Source organism: Streptomyces sp. NPDC055506, from assembly GCF_053643595.1.
The window spans coordinates 39181-56471 of the sequence record NZ_JBSHKH010000036.1 but is presented as its reverse complement, the minus strand read 5'-3'; the positions used below and the strand labels follow the sequence as shown (position 1 = coordinate 56471).

The 17291-nt window shown below is 69.6% G+C and carries 14 protein-coding genes and 1 pseudogene; 10 read left to right on the top strand and 5 right to left on the bottom strand.

Annotation, left to right across the window (positions count from 1 at the left end; all coding sequences use genetic code 11):
* Positions 1–2: 2 nt before the first annotated feature.
* Entirely contained in the window at positions 3–2108 is a 2106-nt protein-coding gene (locus ACWIF2_RS16495; RefSeq protein WP_454361081.1) for an autotransporter-associated beta strand repeat-containing protein, read from the bottom strand.
* Positions 2109–2281: 173 nt separating this feature from the next.
* On the opposite strand from ACWIF2_RS16495, the gene ACWIF2_RS16490 reads away from it, so the two are divergent.
* Complete coding sequence (locus ACWIF2_RS16490; protein ID WP_454361080.1) at positions 2282–3376, top strand: glycoside hydrolase family 43 protein; 1095 nt, start codon at positions 2282–2284, stop codon at positions 3374–3376.
* A 1-nt stretch (position 3377) separates the two neighbouring features.
* Complete coding sequence (locus tag ACWIF2_RS16485; RefSeq protein ID WP_454361079.1) at positions 3378–4787, top strand: family 43 glycosylhydrolase; 1410 nt, start codon at positions 3378–3380, stop codon at positions 4785–4787.
* Between the two features lie 16 nt (positions 4788–4803).
* Here the strand turns inward: ACWIF2_RS16485 and ACWIF2_RS16480 are convergent, their stop codons facing one another.
* Positions 4804–6468 (bottom strand): rhamnogalacturonan lyase B N-terminal domain-containing protein, encoded by a 1665-nt coding sequence (locus ACWIF2_RS16480; RefSeq protein ID WP_454361078.1) that lies wholly within the window; start codon positions 6466–6468, stop codon positions 4804–4806.
* Between the two features lie 189 nt (positions 6469–6657).
* On the opposite strand from ACWIF2_RS16480, the gene ACWIF2_RS16475 reads away from it, so the two are divergent.
* The 6 genes from ACWIF2_RS16475 to ACWIF2_RS16450 all read left to right on the top strand — a co-directional run bounded on the left by ACWIF2_RS16475 (position 6658) and on the right by ACWIF2_RS16450 (position 14165).
* Positions 6658–7686, top strand: coding sequence for a rhamnogalacturonan acetylesterase (locus ACWIF2_RS16475; protein WP_454361077.1), 1029 nt, complete (start codon positions 6658–6660; stop codon positions 7684–7686).
* A gap of 136 nt (positions 7687–7822) precedes the next feature.
* Positions 7823–9517, top strand: coding sequence for a DUF2264 domain-containing protein (locus tag ACWIF2_RS16470; protein WP_454361076.1), 1695 nt, complete (start codon positions 7823–7825; stop codon positions 9515–9517).
* 100 nt (positions 9518–9617) lie between these two features.
* Positions 9618–10502 (top strand): isocitrate lyase/PEP mutase family protein, encoded by an 885-nt coding sequence (locus tag ACWIF2_RS16465; protein WP_454361075.1) that lies wholly within the window; start codon positions 9618–9620, stop codon positions 10500–10502.
* 239 nt (positions 10503–10741) lie between these two features.
* Positions 10742–11671 (top strand): hypothetical protein, encoded by a 930-nt coding sequence (locus ACWIF2_RS16460; protein ID WP_454361074.1) that lies wholly within the window; start codon positions 10742–10744, stop codon positions 11669–11671.
* Positions 11672–11710: 39 nt separating this feature from the next.
* Entirely contained in the window at positions 11711–12034 is a 324-nt protein-coding gene (locus ACWIF2_RS16455) for a hypothetical protein (RefSeq protein WP_454361073.1), read from the top strand.
* A 43-nt stretch (positions 12035–12077) separates the two neighbouring features.
* Entirely contained in the window at positions 12078–14165 is a 2088-nt protein-coding gene (locus ACWIF2_RS16450; protein WP_454361072.1) for a hypothetical protein, read from the top strand.
* Between the two features lie 42 nt (positions 14166–14207).
* Here ACWIF2_RS16450 and ACWIF2_RS16445 read toward each other — a convergent pair whose 3' ends face one another.
* The 3 genes and pseudogenes from ACWIF2_RS16445 to ACWIF2_RS16435 all read right to left on the bottom strand — a co-directional run bounded on the left by ACWIF2_RS16445 (position 14208) and on the right by ACWIF2_RS16435 (position 15679).
* Positions 14208–14525, bottom strand: a complete 318-nt coding sequence (locus ACWIF2_RS16445; RefSeq protein WP_454361091.1) for a protealysin inhibitor emfourin — start codon at positions 14523–14525, stop codon at positions 14208–14210.
* Between the two features lie 312 nt (positions 14526–14837).
* Positions 14838–15134 (bottom strand): annotated as a pseudogene (locus ACWIF2_RS16440) (M4 family metallopeptidase); the annotation flags it as partial.
* Between the two features lie 137 nt (positions 15135–15271).
* Positions 15272–15679, bottom strand: a complete 408-nt coding sequence (locus ACWIF2_RS16435) for a hypothetical protein (protein WP_454361071.1) — start codon at positions 15677–15679, stop codon at positions 15272–15274.
* A 458-nt stretch (positions 15680–16137) separates the two neighbouring features.
* On the opposite strand from ACWIF2_RS16435, the gene ACWIF2_RS16430 reads away from it, so the two are divergent.
* Together ACWIF2_RS16430 and ACWIF2_RS16425 are read left to right on the top strand one after the other, a co-directional pair.
* On the top strand, positions 16138–16434 hold the full coding sequence (locus tag ACWIF2_RS16430) for a hypothetical protein (RefSeq protein WP_454361070.1): 297 nt from the start codon (positions 16138–16140) through the stop codon (positions 16432–16434).
* A gap of 73 nt (positions 16435–16507) precedes the next feature.
* Positions 16508–17266, top strand: coding sequence for a hypothetical protein (locus ACWIF2_RS16425; protein WP_454361069.1), 759 nt, complete (start codon positions 16508–16510; stop codon positions 17264–17266).
* Positions 17267–17291: the final 25 nt, after the last annotated feature.

The following is a 17291-nucleotide window of genomic DNA, read 5'->3' as shown; positions in this document are numbered from 1 at the left end:
CCTCACTGCCGCGCACGGCCCGTGTGCCGGCCGCCGCGCCGCCGGCCCCGCCCGCGTCGCGTGGCCATCGGTACGGCGAGGCTGACGACGAGGGCCAGTCCGAGCGCGTAGGGCCACCAGCCGAAGCCGACGTTCTCCGACGCGCCGGCGCTGCGCGGCGTCACCGCGTCGGATGCGGGCGGGCCGGGCGCGGTGGGGGACGGGCTCGGGGCGGCGCTGACCGCTGTCAGGGCGACGTCGTTGCCGTCACCGGCGCGGTAGCTGATGCGGTAGGCGGTGCCGGCCAGCTTCAGGCGGGCGCCCTCCTTCAGACCGGTGAAGGTTCCCGAGGGCTCGGAGCGGCCCCGGTTGTCGAGCACGGGGATCACACGAGTGGGCCGACCGCGGGCGGCCGACACGTCGAGCTCTCCGGACAGCCGTACCGCGCCCGTCACCTTCAGCGGTTTGTCCCGCAGGAGCAGGGAGCCTTTCGCGCCCTGCGTGTAGGCGCCGTCGACGGTGAGCCCGGTCGTGATGGTTCCTTCGTTGGTGACCGCCCCTCGGACGGTGCCCTTGCCGGTGAGAGAGGTCGAGATGTGCAGGCCCGCCCCGCCCGGGTCCAGCCGGGCTCCGGCCGAAGTGAGCCGGATCGCCTTGCTCCGCGCGAGCGTGGCGCCCCGGCGCAGGGCCAGCGTGCCCCTGGAGACCGTGGTCGTCCCGGTGTACGTCACCGAGCCGCCCGTCAGTGTCGTCGTGGCCGCGCCCGACTGCGTGAGCGAGCCGCTGCCGCCGACGCGGGACAGGGTGAGAGGCCTGTCCGTGTTACGCAGGACGAGCGAGCCGTTGTTGACGACCTCGGAGCGGGCGCCTCGCGTGTACAGGCCGCCGTCGCCGCCCCGTTGGCCGCTGCCCAGGCGCAGGACCGCGCCCTTCTCGACCGTGGTGGAGCCGTCGTAGTACTGGACGGCCGCGAAGGTGACGTCGTTGCCGGGGGTTCCGGCGATGACGATGTCGCCGGCGCCGGGGGCGGAGAGCGTGTCGTGGAACCGGCCGCCGCCGATGGGGGCGCCGAGCGTCACGGGGCCGTTGTAGTCGAAGGTGAGCTTCGAACGCTCCCGGGCCGCGAGGAGGTTGATGTACACGGTTTCCGCGGTGCCCGGCATGAAAATCTTGTTCGTGGTGCCGTCGCCCCACCGGACGTTCGCGCCCTTGATGTTGGTGCCGCGCTTGTTGACGTTCTTGCGGGCGGGCGTCCAGTTCAGGGCGGGGTCGCTGAGCGAGGGGTCGGTGTCGCCGTCCCGGTCCGACCAGCTGTACTGCCCGGCCAGGACGACCTCGCTGCCCGGCCGCGACTGGACGTTGATGTCGCTGCCGTACTCGCGCTGGTAGAAGTCCATGCCCATGGTGACGGTCCGCCCCAGCGGGGTGTCGACCGTCCAGGTGCCCTGGTTGAGGATCTTGCGCACGCGGGGCAGCGAGGTCGCGTACTCCGGCCGGCCGGCGTTCGCCTGTGTGCCGTTGTCGATCACCCCGGAGAAGGAGTGGGTCCCCGACAGGTCCCAGGTGCCCCAGAGGAAACGCGGCTGGGTGATCAGCCCGGAGCCGCTGATGGTGCCCAGGTTGTAGGCGCTCTTCAGGGCGAGCCGCAGGGTGCCGTCGACCCGGATGTTGTCCTGGTTGAGCCGGAACGCCGGGGTGCCGTAGGGGAAATGGCCGATGAGCCCGGACGTGCCGCCGTCGCCGTACTGGAGCGTCGCCCCACGCTCCACGGTGATCGCGGGCGGGTCCGGGCGGGCCACGGTCACATACGGGTGGTTGCCGCCGAGCGTCCGCACGGTCTGCCGCTGCCGGGAGCGGGGCAGCGTGAAGTCGCTGTCCCTGGTGAGGATCAGTGTTCCGCTGCCACGCACGGTGAGCGTGCCCTCACCCCGGAACACGCCGTCGTACCTCGTCGTCCCGGGCGGCACGGTGACCGCCGTGTCACCGGTGAGCGTCACGTCCCGGCCGGCGAGCACGGCGTTCGTGACGTCCCGGGGACCGGCGGCCGCCGCCGGGGGAGCGGTGACGAGGGACGCGACCGCCGCGAGGACGCCCAGGGCCGCTGCTGTGGTGTGGGTGAGGCTGCGCACATGAGCGGAGACGTGGGGGAGAGCGGCCGATAACAGAAAATCGGCGACTGCCGCCCGTCTTCGTCCCGTCAGACCCGTTGACCTCCCCGTGACACACCCTTACCTTTTCGGCGTTCGTAATGACAGATGGTGTTCGAAATATCAGTCAACGCCAGTGAGAGGCAGCCCCCCGCATGAGCCGCGACCGCGACCACGCTCTGCCCGAATCCCCCAGCCGCAGACTGCTGCTGAAAGGTGCCGCAGCCGCCGGCGCCCTGGCCGCCGTTCCCGCCGTTCCCGGCGTGGCACAGGCCGCCCCGGCCGGGCACCCCAAGCCGGCCCCCTTCGTGAACCCGCTCGTCCGCAACCGCGCCGATCCGCACATCCACCGGCACAAGGACGGCTTCTACTACTTCACCGCCACCGCCCCCGAGTACGACCGCATCATCCTGCGCCGCTCCCGCACCCTTAACGGCCTCGGCACGGCCGCCGAGTCCGTCATCTGGCGTGCCCACCCGACCGGGAACATGGGCGCGCACATCTGGGCGCCCGAACTGCACCGCATCGGCGGCAAGTGGTACATCTACTTCGCCTCCGCGCCCGCCGAGGACGTCTGGGCCATCCGCATCTGGGTGCTGGAGAACGCCCACCCCAACCCCTTCAAGGGCACCTGGGTGGAGAAGGGCCAGGTCAAGACGGCCTGGGAGACCTTCTCCCTGGACGCCACCACCTTCACCCACCGGGGCAAGCGCTACCTCGCCTGGGCGCAGCACGAGCCCGGCATGGACAACAACACCGGCATCTTCCTCTCCGAGATGGCGAACCCCTGGACCCTGAAGGGCCCGCAGGTGCGGCTCTCCACCCCGGAGTACGACTGGGAGCGCATCGGCTTCAAGGTCAACGAAGGCCCCTACGTGCTGAAGCGCAACGGCCGCCTCTTCATGACGTACTCGGCCAGCGCCACCGACTTCAACTACTGCATGGGCCTGCTGACGGCCGACGCGGACAGCCACCTCCTGGACCCGATCAGCTGGTCCAAGTCGCCGACCCCGGTCTTCACCAGCAACGACACCACCAAGCAGTACGGCCCCGGCCACAACTGCTTCACGGTCGCCGAGGACGGCCGGACCGACGTCCTCGTGTACCACGCCCGCCAGTACAAGGAGATCAACGGCGACCCGCTGAACGACCCCAACCGCCACACCCGCGTCCAGAAGCTCGGCTGGAAGGCGGACGGCACCCCGGACTTCGGCGTCCCGGTCGCCGACACGGCCACGGCAGGTGAGTGAGATGAGACGTGCTTACGCCATCCTCCTCGCCCTGTGCCTGGGGATGTTCGGCGCCCTCGCCACCGCCGGACCCGCCCAGGCCGCGCCCCAGACCATCACCAACGGAACCCAGTTCACGGACACCTCCGGCAACCCCGTCCACGCGCACGGCGGCGGAGTCCTCAAGGTCGGTTCCTACTACTACTGGTTCGGTGAGCACCGCAACGCCGACAACACCTTCCGGTACGTCGACGCCTACCGCTCCACCGACCTGAAGAACTGGGAGTTCCGCAACCACGTCCTGACCGAGGCCAGTGACCCGGAGCTGGCGACCGCCAACATCGAGCGGCCCAAGGTCATGTACAACGCGTCCACCGGCAAGTTCGTGATGTGGATGCACAAGGAGAACGGCACCGACTACAGCGAGGCCCGCGCGGCCGTCGCCGTCTCCGACACCGTCGACGGGAACTACACCTGGAAGGGCAGCTTCCGGCCGCTCGGCCAGCACATGTCCCGGGACATCACGGTCTTCGTCGACACCGACGGCGCCGGGTACATGATCTCCGCCGCGCGGGAGAACTACGACCTCCAGATCTACCGCCTCACCGCCGACTACACCGGCATCGCGAGCCTGGTCGCCAACCCCTGGCCCGGCGGTCACCGCGAGGCCCCCGCCCTGTTCAAGCGGAACGGCGTGTACTTCATGCTGACCTCGGGCGCCACGGGCTGGAACCCCAACCAGCAGCAGTACGCCACTGCCACGAGCATCGCCGGACCCTGGTCGGCCATGAAGAACGTCGGCGACTCGACGACCTACGGCTCGCAGACCGCGTTCGTCCTGCCCGTGCAGGGCACCTCGGGCACCTCGTACCTCTACCTCGGCGACCGCTGGGGCAACTCCTTCGGCGGGACCGTCAACGACTCGCGGTACGTGTGGCTGCCGCTGACCTTCTCCAACTCGACCACCATGTCCATGTCCTGGTCGCCCGAGGTCACCGTCGACACGGCCGCCGGGACCGTCTCGGGCACCAGCGCCACGTACAACACCCTCATCGCCCGCCACTCCTCCAAATGCGCGGACGTCACGAGCCAGTCGCTCTGGGCCGGTGTCCAACTCAAGCAGTACGACTGCAACGGCGGCACCAACCAGAGGTACTGGTTCAAGGCCGTCGGAAGCGGTTACTACCAGTTGCTGGTCAGGAACAGCTCCCTGTGCGTGCAGGAGAACGCGAGCACGGTCACACAGGAGAACTGCTCCTCCGCGACGAGCCAGCAGTGGTCGCTGACCACCACCGGCTCGTACGTGAACGTCAAGTCGCGCGCCACCGGCGAGTGCCTGGACGTGAACGGCGCGTCCACCGCCAACTCCGCCGCCCTCATCACATACACGTGCAACGGAGGAACCAACCAGCAGTGGACGCGCGGGACATGACAACCCCCGACGGCTCCTAGGCCAGCAGATCGATTGCGTCGATCGCCGTCCCCGCGCTGAGGAAACCGGCCGCCCCCGACCCGCTCACCACGTCGATCCTGAGCACGTTGTACTGACTCGTGTCCGTCTTCCAGGCGGACGCCGGGACGTTGTACGTGAACGTGTGGTTGTTGCCACGGTACGAACCGTTGGTCAGCGACCGGGTGTTCGGCTGGGTGGGCGGAGAGGGGACCGCCGAGGTCCAGCTGTCGTTGACGGTGACCTGGGGCCGGCCGTTCGCGTACGCCGTCGTCACGCCGATGCGCAGGGTGTGCGCGGCGGCGGCCTGCGCGGCGGTCAGCCTGAAGTACACGAGGATGCCGCTGTTGACGTCCTTCCAGAGGTAGCAGGGGAAGGCCGCCGTCTCCCCGCCGCTGCCGATCACCACGTTCCCGGTCCAGGAAGCGGCCCGTACGTCCGACGGATGCGCGTACGTCATCAGGTCCGCGTTCTTGAACCCGCCCGGCGTGCCGTTCCAGTCGCCGATCCGCCAGATCGCGCTCGCGCCCGCCGGGTCGTTCGAGGACGGCAGGGCGATCGTGTTCAGGGTGGTCGTCCCGCCCGCCGACACGCTCACCGAGGTCGTGTACACCGCCAGCTCGCCCTTGAAGACGGTCAGCGTGTACGTCCCCGGCAACACGCCCGCGATGGAGAAGTAACCGTCCGAGGAACGCGCCGAACCCCAGTACTGCGCCGCCGCGTTGGCCAGCCCGACGGTGTACGGGTAGGCCGTGTTCCGGCCGGAGATCCCGACGCCCGCCACCTTGCCCCGGCCGCTCGCCGGCACGTACCCGGCGATGCCGAGCGCGTCGGCCCACGGGGTGGTCAGCGTGCCCGGGAAGAGTGCCGAGGAGGGAGCCCCGCCGTCCGTGAAGGCGATGACGTAAGGGCCCTGGAGACCGAAGCGCTGGGCCTCGGTCTGGTTCTGGCCGTAGTACAGGATCTCGTACAGGCCGCCGCCGTCCGCGCTCTGATGGCGCAGCAAGGAGCGGTAGAACGGTCCGCCGGAGGCCTTCTCGTGGTTGCTGCGCACGATCCACAGGCCGACCCCGCCGGCGGACCAGCCGAGGTAGTCGTAGTCCATGACGCGCCGCTTGGAGTAGTGCTTCGACCGGGTCTGCCCGTCGGACTTCCTGAAGACGTCCGAGGCCTCGATGGTGGTCGGTGCGTAGGTGTACGAGTCGGGCTCGTCGTTGAGGAACGCGCCCTTCTTCACGCGCACGATGTACCGGGTCGCGGAGACGGACGTGTCGGCCTTGTTGGTCCACAGGTACACGTTGTTCTCGCCGCTGCGGGCCGCGTAGTAGTGCTTCAGCGTGCCGTGCGTGACGGAGACGAGGATCGTCGAGCCGGACTGCCTGATGCCGACGGTGGAGGCGCCGAGCCCGGACTCGATGTGCGAGTTCATGCCGCCGTAGCCCTGGTACTCCGTGCCCCGGTAGACCAGCGAGGTCAGGTCGCCGGTCGACTTGCTGACCTTGAAGACCAGCTGGGCGCCGGTGTCGACGACGTAGTTCGAGCCGTCGTCGCTGTAGCCGAAGGCGGCGGCGTGAGCCGTGCCGGTGAGGGCCGTGCCCGCGGCGGCGCCGGCGGCGAGGACGAAGGCGCGGCGGCCGACCGGTCTGTTCGCGGATCCGGACATGGGGGGCCTCCTCGGGAGGTGGGGGGAGTTCGGGTGGGAGTGAGGGTGACAGTTGAATCGATTTCGCGAAAGGGCTTTCGGTCATGTGAAGTTGTCCATCCCGTGAATGCTGCTCGAGGCCTGGAAAGCGCTTGTCCGGGGCGGTACGGTCCACCTCCAGGTCTTGTCGTCCGCTGGGAGGAGCACCGAGTGAGACGTTTCAGCATCGCCGTCGCGGCGGCGGTGGCTCTGGGGAGCGCGTTGCCGTCCGTACCGGCACAGGCCCATACCGGCCTCGCACAGTGCGCCGCGGACACCTGCCACTTCGATGTCCCTCCGGGCACGTACGACGTGCGGGTAGTGCTCGGGGGAGGATCCGCGTCCGCCACCAGCGTCAGCGGCGAGACCCGCCGTGCCCTGCTCCCCGAGACGGCCGCACCGGCGGGTGACCGGATCACCCGTAGCTTCACCGTGAACGTCCGCACCCCGGAGGGCGAGCCCACCGGCCCCGAGGGCACCCCCGGCCTCGACCTGCGGATCGGCGGTTCCGCCCCCGCCCTCGCCGACATCAGGGTCACCCCCGCCCGGCACACCCGCCAGATCTTCCTCGTCGGCGACTCCACCGTCTGCGACCAGCCCGGCGCCCCCTACTCCGGCTGGGGCCAGCAGCTGCCCCAGTACCTCCGCGAGGGCGTGTCCGTCGCCAACTACGCCGATTCCGGCGAGAGTACGGTCTCGTATCTCGGGAACCCGCGACTGTGGGCCACCGTACGGCCCCTGATCCGCCCCGGCGATCTGGTCCTGGTCCAGCTCGCCCACAACGACAAGACCACGGACGAGGCCACCTACCGGGCCAACCTGGAGACCCTGGTGGAAGGCGTCCGGGCGCGGGGCGGACAGCCGGTCCTTGTCACTCCCATCGTGCGACGCTGGTTCAACCCGGACGGCACGCTGAACAACGGAACCGCGCTCCTGGTCAACGGCCTCGGTGTCGACCACCCCGCGGTCACTCGCTCCGTCGCCGCCGCGCGGAACATCCCGCTGATCGACCTCACCGCGAAGACGAAGGCGCTCGTGGAATCTTTGGGCGTGGAGGGCTCGAAGGCGCTGTACCTCTACAACGAGGCGCGGGACAACACGCACACCTCCGTGCGCGGTGCCACGGCCTACGCGGGCCTGGTCCGCGACGAACTCGTCACCCAGCGACTGGTGCCGAAGGGCAAGGTGCGGGTGGGATAGAGCCCCTGGGGCGCCCCGACCGGAACCGGGGCGCTCCAGGTCCGACCTGTTCCGGCCTCTCCGGGTCCGGCCTGTTCGGGCCGATCCAAGCGTCTGAGCACGAACCCGCGCGCGAAAGAGACACGAAAGAGAACCGATGCACCTGCCTCCGGCCGACGGCACGACGTCTCCGTTCACCGGCTACACCCGCGCCCACTGGGAGGCGGCGGCCGACGCCCTGCTCACCGCCGTCGAGCCGTACGCCACCGAGGACCGCGCGCTGTACCACCTGCCCGGCGACCGGACCAGCTGGTCGGGCCGCCTCTCCGACGGCCTGGAGGGCTACGCCCGCACCCTGCTGCTGGCCGCCTTCCGCCGCGACGAAAAGGCCCTGGAGCGCTATGCCACCGGCCTCGCCGCCGGTGTCTCGGGCGTCTGGCCCCGTATCGAGGACCGCGGCCAGCCCCTGGTGGAGGCGGCGTCGATCGCGCTGGCCCTGCGCCTGACGCGGGAGCTGCTGTGGGACCGGCTGGACGACGGCGTACGGCAGCGGACGGCCGCCTGGCTCGGCGACGCGCTCACCGCCGAGGCCTGGCCCTGCAACTGGGAACTGTTCCCCGTCACGGTGGGCGGCTTCCTGGCCGAGGCCGGCCACGAGCCGGACGCCTCCCGCGCGGCGATCGACCGAGGCCTGGAACGCATCGAGCAGTGGTACGTGGGCGACGGCTGGTACACCGACGGCGACGGCCGCAAGTTCGACTACTACAACGGCTGGGCCATGCACCTCTACCCGGTGCTGCACGCCTGGCTGGAAGGCGACGAGCGCCTGCTGGACCTGTACGGCGACCGGCTCTCGCGCCACCTCGCCGACTACGCCCGGCTGTTCGGCGGCGACGGCGCCCCAATGCGCCAGGGGCGTTCCCTGACGTACCGCTTCGCGACGACGGCCCCCCTGTGGCTGGGCGCGCTGACCGGCCGTACGCCGCTGCCCCCGGGGGAGACCAGGCGCCTGGCCTCGGGAGCGCTGCGGTACTTCCTCGACCGGGGCGCGGTGGACGACAAGGGCCTGCTCTCCCTGGGCTGGCACGGCCCCGACGCCTCCGTCCTCCAGGGCTACTCGGGCCCGGCCTCCCCGTACTGGGCGAGCAAGGGCTTCCTCGGCTTGCTCCTCCCGGCGGACCACGAGGTGTGGACGGCGCCGGAGGAACCCGGCCCGGCCGAACGCGCGGACGCCGTCACCCCCGTCGGACCGCCCAACTGGCTGCTCCAGTCGACCCGTTCGGACGGCGTGGTCCGTCTCCACAACCACGGCAGCGAGGACGTCCGCTACGACCCGTACTACACGCGGCTGGCGTACTCGACGGTGACGGCCCCGGATTCCTCACCCTCCGTGGGCGACAACAGCGTGATCGTCGGCGACGACCCGAGCCGCACCGGCATCGAACCGCTGGGCGTCGGCGAGGGCTGGGTGGCCTCCCGGCATACGGCGGGCGGAGGGGCGCGGGTGACGAGTGCCGTGCTGGCGCGCGGGGCCGCGGAGGTGCGGGCGCATCTGGTGACGGGCGCGGAGCCCGGGACGCCGGTCCGGGTGACCGGCTGGCCGGCCGGGGAGGGCCTGCGGGCCGAACTCGTACCGGCGATCGGGCTCACGGACTCCTTGACCGGAGTCGTGGGCGAGACCGCCACCCTGTTCGTCGCCCTGGCCCGGCTGACGGCCGAGCCGGACCCGGCCCCGCTGGAGGAGTCGGTCTCCGTACGCGCGGACGATGGCGGAGCACTGGAGGTCCGCTGGAGCGACGGCGGCGTGGCACGGGTCCTGCTGACCGAGTCGGGAGTGGACGTCACGGCTTGAGGCGGGCGATCCTCAGGGTCGTGGCGGCGGGGAAGCTTGCCGCGCACTCGGAGGCCATGTTTCGGTCCGCGCCGAAAAGATCCGCGCCTAGCGTGGCGCCATGTCTGCCTTCGCCGACCTCCACCACGAAGACGAGCCCCTCCTGCTGCCCAACGCCTGGGACCACGCCTCGGCCCGGGCCCTCGCCGGGCAGGGCTTCCGGGCGATCGCGACGACGAGCCTGGGTGTCGCCGCGGTCGCCGGACTGCCCGACGGTGTGGCGGCGACCCGTGAGGAGACGCTCAGGCTCGCGTTCGCCCTGGGATCCGAACCGTTCCAGCTGTCGGTCGACGCGGAGGGCGGCTTCAGCGACGACCCGGACGAGGTGGCGGAGTTCGCGCGCGAGCTGCACGCCGTGGGAGCGGTCGGCATCAACCTGGAGGACGGCCTCGGACCGGTCGCCCGGCACGCGGCGAAAATCGCCGCGGTCAAGGAGGCGGCACCCGCCCTCTTCGTCAACGCCCGCACGGACACCCACTGGCTCGGCGACGGCGACACCGCGGACACCCTCAACCGCCTCGACGCCTACCGGGAGGCGGGCGCGGACGGCGTGTTCGTCCCCGGCCTCACCGACCTACGGCGGATCGCCGCCCTGGTGCGCCACGTGGACGTCCCCCTCAACGTCCTCTACACGCCCGGCGGCCCGCCCGTCCCGCACCTCGCCGATGCCGGCGTCCGCCGGATCAGCCTCGGCTCACTGCTGTACCGGAGGGCACTGGGCGCGGCGCTGGAGGCGGTGGCGGACATCCGGGCGGGACGATCACCGCAGGGCATGACGCCGTCGTACGACGAGGTGGCCCTGCGGGTCAATACAGCAAGGCGTGCCGGAGCAAGTGAAGCGGCCAACAGCCCGGGCGGCAACGGGCTGTTCACGCAAGGGAGCGTCGTCCACGCGCTCCTCCGTCTCGGGACCTACACGAATTTCCGTTCAACGTACGACTGTTGAAGCAGATACGGAGACTGACGGTGGACGTGCCGCCGAGCCGATGTCACGTTCGGTGACGTCGGCCATGGCTTTGGGGTCGCTGCGATCTCTCCGTCCCCCTCGTCGACACCCGAACGGACCTCTGACGGTCCTCCCCGCGCGTCAGCCGGACCAGCCGGCGTGACACTCGGACCAAGGGGCCTGCGGCGGTTTGTGCCGATACAGGCCCAGCATCGCCACCCGCATCGGAGGTCAGCGTCATGCTTCGCGTCACCGTTCAGATCTTCTCCGGCCGACCCAACCCCACCTGGGTCGTCACCGATGAGGACGCCGCTGGAACCCTGCTGGAAACCGTCGCCCGAGCGGCGGGCGACACGATCGGGCTGCCCGGCGCCGGGTACGACGGTCTCGGCTACCGGGAGGTGGTGGTCACCTCGGCGTCCGACGACATGACCGCCTGGCCCGAGCGGCTGCCGCAGAGCTTCGCGCTCGGCACCATCGCGGCGGCCGACCCCTCGAGTTCCGGGGAGCTGGCCCGCCGGCTCATCGCCGACATGCCCCAGTACGGCGATGTCACGCTGGTCGAGCACGCTCTGACCCCGGTCGACACGCAGACCCGGGACTTCGTCCTGGAGCAGCTCGACACCTTCTTCGAGGACCCGCCCGCCTGGAACCGCGGCATGCAGGCTCCTCCGCAGCCCCCGGAGAGGTCCAGCATCCAGGAGCGGGAGGCCGCGGAGACCTGCTGGTACGAGGTGAGCCAGTTCAACCCGGACTTCTGGAACCGACCGGAGGTGCGGCCCCGCAACAACTGCTACAACTACGCCCGCAACCACCGCACCGACACCTTCGCCCAGCCCGGCCGGGCACACGGAGCCCAGACCAGCAACATGGCCTGCGCCAGCGTCACCAAGGCCGCCCTCGCCGACGGGCTGGTGCACCGGTACCACTGTCTGCCGGACTCGGAGAAACCGCGCCGGCTGATGGCACTGGCTGTCTGGCCCGGCTGGGACTACCACTGGTACCGGGAGCAGAAGGGTGACTTCTGGGGGCACAAGCCCGGAAGCACCGAAGCCCGCAACTACGACAACCGCGGCGCGCTCATCACCAACCCCGAGACCTGCGACCGCGGCGGCTACACCGACTTCTGCGGCTACTTCTACGCAGGCAAGTCCGTGGTCATCAACTGAGCTGCCCGCGTACGGGATCTCGGAGCCACGGAGACCGATGTGATCGTCGAGCTGGACGTGTTCAGCGGCCGCCCCAACCCGCGCTGGCGGCTGGACGACGAGGCCAGGACGACCTTCCACCGGCTGATGGCCGGCCTCGGACCGGCGGCGGCCCCCGCGGCCACGCAGCCCGGCCTGGGCTACCGAGGCTTCGTGGTCATGGACGGCGACCGGACCTACCGGATCTTCGGTGGTCTGGTCGCCACCGGTGGCAGCGTCCTCGCCGACTCCGCGAGGACGCTGGAACGCTGGCTGCTGGCTGGACTCCCAGAACGGTACGAGGCGCTGCGGCCAACGGTTGTCCGGACGATGACGGACGGCTGACCGACAGAGATGCGTGATCGAAGACGTAGTCGAGGGAGCAAGCATGTACGACAGGATCGCCTCGGACCACCCGCGTCCGTCCGGCATGGAGTTCGCACCGCCGCCCGTCGCCGCCGGTACGGGCGCGCTGCCCTTGGCGGAGCCCGTCGAGACGGGCGAGAACCCGGGCTCAGGGGAAGGGACGCCGGTACGGGAACGGCCCACCGCCGAGATCCACGGCCGTGACAACGATCCCGAGGCTACTCCCTTCCCTCCGTTTGCGGCCCCCGGCCTCGGCCTGAAGCAGGGCTGCTACCAGCTGACCATCCGCCCCACGCCCGCGCTGGTGTCGTATTCGGGAACCCTGCGGGTGGAGCGGAGAGGCAGCAGCACCACTGCGAGCGGGGACCTCTACCGCTTTCTCAACCTCCCACCTGCGCTGCAGGCCAACGGGCACGCGGGAGCGGCCGAGGCGGGCCGCTCACCGGCGGTCCTCGCCGGCCTCGACCCCACGGCACTGGGGCGCCCCGAGATACCCGTCCACCCGAGGAACAAGTACTACTCCTACCTGAAGGTGACCGGGATCCGGCAGAGTCCGCCGCTCCCGCCCGGACCTCACCTGATGACACTCACCGTCGAGGAGTACTTCTACACCCAGCCCTCGCCGGGCTCGTTCAACGGCACGTTCCCGGCCGGCCCCAGCCGTACGTTCACGATCGTGCTGCACCCCGTGCCCACCCCTCCGATCCTCGGCGGGCCCACGTTCGAGGGGAGTCTGATGGAGGCGGGGACGCCCCGGGCGACCGTCACCCTGCGGTGGCTCTCTCCCCACTTCCGGCGTGCCACGGTGGAGGTGGACACCCTGACCGGTGCGGTCGCGCCCCAGCCGACGCCCGACGCGTCCGGCACCGGAACGGAGGACATCCGCACCGTGTTCGCCTCCGCCAACTGGGACGTGACGGTCGAGTACGACCAGATCGAAATTCCCGTGCCCGAAGGCGTCACCAGTACGACCTGCTGGAGCCATGCCGACCTGCACCAGCTCATGCGGGCGGTGCGCAAGCCGACGACCGACCTCGACAGGGAATGGCGGTTGCACCTCGTCGTCGTACCCGCGCGAATCGGCTGCGGCCGTGGCGTCATGTACGACACGGTCGATGTGCCGAGAGAGGGCGTGGCCAGCTTCTGCGACGACGGCTACCCCTCGACCGAGTCCCCCTTCTTCGGTTCCGCGGCGGACCAGCGGCAGCGTGACGTGTCGCGGGCGTTCCTGCGGAGCGCCTGCCATGAACTGGGGCATGGCTTCAACCAGGTTCACCAGGAGCAGGAGGGCGGTGCCGACAACTCCATCATGACGACGACGCCCAGTGTCGCGAACGTGCTGGGCGGCCCTCCCGGAGTCTTTCCCACGGACATCGTCCTGGCGTTCAACGAACACGTCCGGCACCACCTGATCCACTGGCCGGACGTGGCCGTACGCCCCGGTGGGCTGACCTTCGGCTCAGGGCACAGCACGAGCGTCCCTTCCCCGGACCGGCTCTTCTTCAGCCCCGACGAACTCCACCTGAAGCTGGAGGTGGAGCACGACAAGATCGACCTGGGCGAACCGCTGCGCCTCTCGTGGACGCTGTCCAACCGGACGCCCCTACCCATCCCCGTGCCCTCCGACCTCGGTATCGAGGCACAGCACGCGTTCATCAGGATCACCGACCCCCAGGGGCGGCAGAAGACACTGCGGTCGATGGTGATCCGTACGGACCACGTGGCGCTGAAGCCCCTGGAGGCGAACAGCGACCGGGGAGCCGAGGCCAGGGTGTACTGGGACTCGGACGGATTCGCCTTCTCCGCACCGGGTCGTCACCTCGTCGAGGTCGAACTCCTGTGGGCCCAAGGCGCGGTTCCTGTCGGGGCGAGAGCGACCGCTGACATATGGGTGAACTACCCCCAGTCCCGCACGGACAACGACGTGGCCGCCACCCTTCTCCACCCCGAGGTCGGAATGTACGTGGCCCTGGGCGGGGCCGCGCACCTGCGAGGGGCCGTCAACCGCATCGACTCCGTCGCGCGCATCGCCGGGTACGAGAACCAGCCGGAACCGGGCGCGCTGCGGGGCTACGAGGGCATCACGCCCGACGCCCTGGTGCACCGCTGACGACAACGCGAGGCTGTCCGGAGGCGTGGCTCGACTCTTCTCTCACTCCCGCGCGACATGCTCCTTGAGCCACCGCAGCAGCGCCGCGAACTCCGGGGGCATGTCCGTGTCCGACTGGACGAGAACGGACGAGTGTTCGCCCTCCTCGACCGTGATGGAGTAGCTCATGGCATCCGGTGCGCGCCTGCGGGGCTCCGAGTCTCCCGCAGCCGCCGCACTCGCCGGAACGGCCGCGGCCACCAGCCGGGACAACTCGGCCGCGGCACTCTCGGGCAGGGCGTGGGTGTCCACCACGTTCGGCGGGAGGCCGGCGAGTACCGGAGCCGCCAGCCCGCCGTGCGTCGCCAAAGTGACCCTCATGGCACCTCTCAGCCATCTGCCGCCTTCGCTGTTCACGCAGAGGAACCCGGCGTCGGCCGCCGGACACCTCGACGTCAACCGCCGGCGCTCACACGTCCCTTGAGCGCGGCCACGTCCCGCCTCAGTTCCTGTACCTGGGCCGTCAGCGCTCTGACTGCCGCGGTCGCTTCCCCGTTCTGGCCGGCTGTGCGATGGCGCGCCCTTGCGAGCCCGGCCGAGACCCCGGTGATCGAGATGCCGACCTCCTGCCACGCCCCCAGCACGGCCATCGGTGTCCGCGAACTCCTGATTCAGCGTCCACTGCTCGACCATCGCCCCGAACACGTCCGGCATGGACTCGTTCAGGGCTCCGGACTGGTTGTGATACTCGAGCCCCGCGGTGTACTCGGTCACCCCATGCCCCGGTTCATGGGCCATCACGGAGATCGAGCCCGTGAGGTCGGAGAGGACACGACCGTCCCCGTCACCGAACACCATCTGGCGCCCGTTCCAGCAGGCTTTGGCGAACTCGTAGCCGTAGTGGACGTATCCGGCCAGGCGCATCCCGTGACCGTCGATCGAGTTCCGAGCGAACACCCGCTGGAAGAAATCCCGCGTCTTGCCGAGCATGTCGAATGCCCGGTTGACGGAGACGTGTGTTCAGCGCGGCCTCGCGGACCTCACCGTCATCGCTTTTCAGCAATCTTTCCCACCGGCCAATTCGCACCCCCACCCGTTTCCAGACCGGCCGTCAGTCGGCGGAATGCTCACACGACGTTCCAGTTGTCTTCGCCGAGCCAGCCTTCGGGATCGGTGAGCTCATCGGGGACATCGAGGGTCGGTGTCACGATGGATTCATGGCTGGACCGCGCCAAGACGGCGTAGAGCTTGAAGGTATGCACAGCGAAGGCATCGAGCTTCGATTTCAGTCGTGGCCCGACGGCCACGGTGAAGGAATCAGAGCTCTCGCCTCCTTGAAGGGTCCACTCGATGATCCACAAGTAGGTTCGCTCTTCGGTGTGGTCCTTGACGATCACATGGCGATCGTCATGCAACCCCGCCCTACGGTTCGTGAACGTCCGCGCAGCAGGAAGAAGTTCTTCGGTGGCGAATCGAGCGAACGCGTTCTCGTCCGCCTCAGGGCGCAGCGTAATGTGATGAATGCAGATCGCCATGCCTTCTCCTCTTGTGTCCGGAGGCCTGGTTACCCTACGGAGCGTTTCCTTCACGTCCGGCTGGCTCTGCCGGCGGTGCGATTCCGCCCCGATGGTCTACACGGAGCTGCTCCCGCTCTCTGTGATGCTTTGTGCGGCTTCTCGGGCGATGTGAAAAAATTGAAGACAGTTCTTGAGAAGCCCGGTTGCCTCAACCGAAGGCGGGGGCTTCGAACGGAGGTGAGTAACATGGCGGCCGCTGATCCAAAAGCCACCCACGGAATGCTGGTGGTCGGGGAGGAGACGGCGTACCTCTCTCACCTGCCCGGACGACCGGGGCAGCCGTATACACGCTGAGACCCGAACGCTTCGTCCTGACCGAGCTCGTCGGCAAAGACGGGCCACCCGCACGCACGTCGTTCACCGGCACCCTGTTCCGCGGCCACTTCGAACGCGGCGGAACGAAGCTCCTGGACCCGGTGACGGTCGACGTGCGGCACGTCGTTCACTTCCGGCGGTTCGACCACCACGCCGTCCGCCCGACGGACCTGACCTACCTGGCCTTCGGCAAGGGTGACGAGCGATTCCTCGCGCACCTCGTCACCATGCCCCCGGACTTCGACCACGTCGTTGCGATGCAGGCCCCCGGTGCCTCGCGTGCCGAGCTCACCGACGAAGTGCTGCGGAGAGGGCCGGCTCTCACGATCGCCGCAAGGCCCGACGGTCCGGACGACAGACTGCGGGAGGGCGACCAGGTCACTGCGCACTCACACTGAAACCCGGCGTCACGGCCCGAGGCGGACAGCGCGCGAGGATTGCGCCCCTCTGGAACCGTGCAGGAGGGATGTCATGGGCCTGCTTCCGGCCGAGATCAAGGTCAACGTTGAGGGCGATGTGCCCGGTGCGCTGTCGGCTCTCGGGAGTTCGCGGGGTGCGCTGACATCGCGCCGGATCTGGTTCGCCGAAGACCGGCAAGGGGCCGCCGAGGGGCGGATCCCGTTGTTGGACAACGGCGTGATCGTACGCTTCAGACTGGGCGGCGCATCGGAGGATTTGACGGTCAAGCTGCGTCCGTGCGACCAGAAGCAGCTGGTCGGCCGGTTTTCCGACGCTTTCGAAGCGGGACCCTTCACCTACCGGATCGAGGAGGACTGGTCGAAGAACGGCAGAGTGCTGGCGGCCTCTCTGGTACGCGAGTGCCCGCCTGGGACGCTGGGCAACGCGGTGGAGCAGGGAGCCGATGCCGCTGCTGCGATGGACGCGGTGCAGGAGCAGTTCCTGCATGCCTGTGCGCCCTCCGTCCCGCTCGACGAGTTGGTCGCGCTGGGGCCGGTCCTGTCGACGAAGATCGAGGACGTCCCGCTCGACGACCTGAAGGCCGATCTGGAGGTGTGGTCGGTGACCGGCCTGGAGTTCCTGGAGGTCTCGATCCGGGTGAAACCCAAGGACGAGGACGACCGGAAGACGTTCACGGCACGGGCCGAGCGCAAGCAGCGGAAACTCCAGGAGGCGGTACGGGAACGCGGGGTGCCCCTCTCCGAGCACCCTGAGAACAAGACCCGCCGCGTACTCACCGCCTTGGTGACGGCCGCCGGCCGGCTCGTCTGACCGGTAGGCACATCCGGTCAACTGA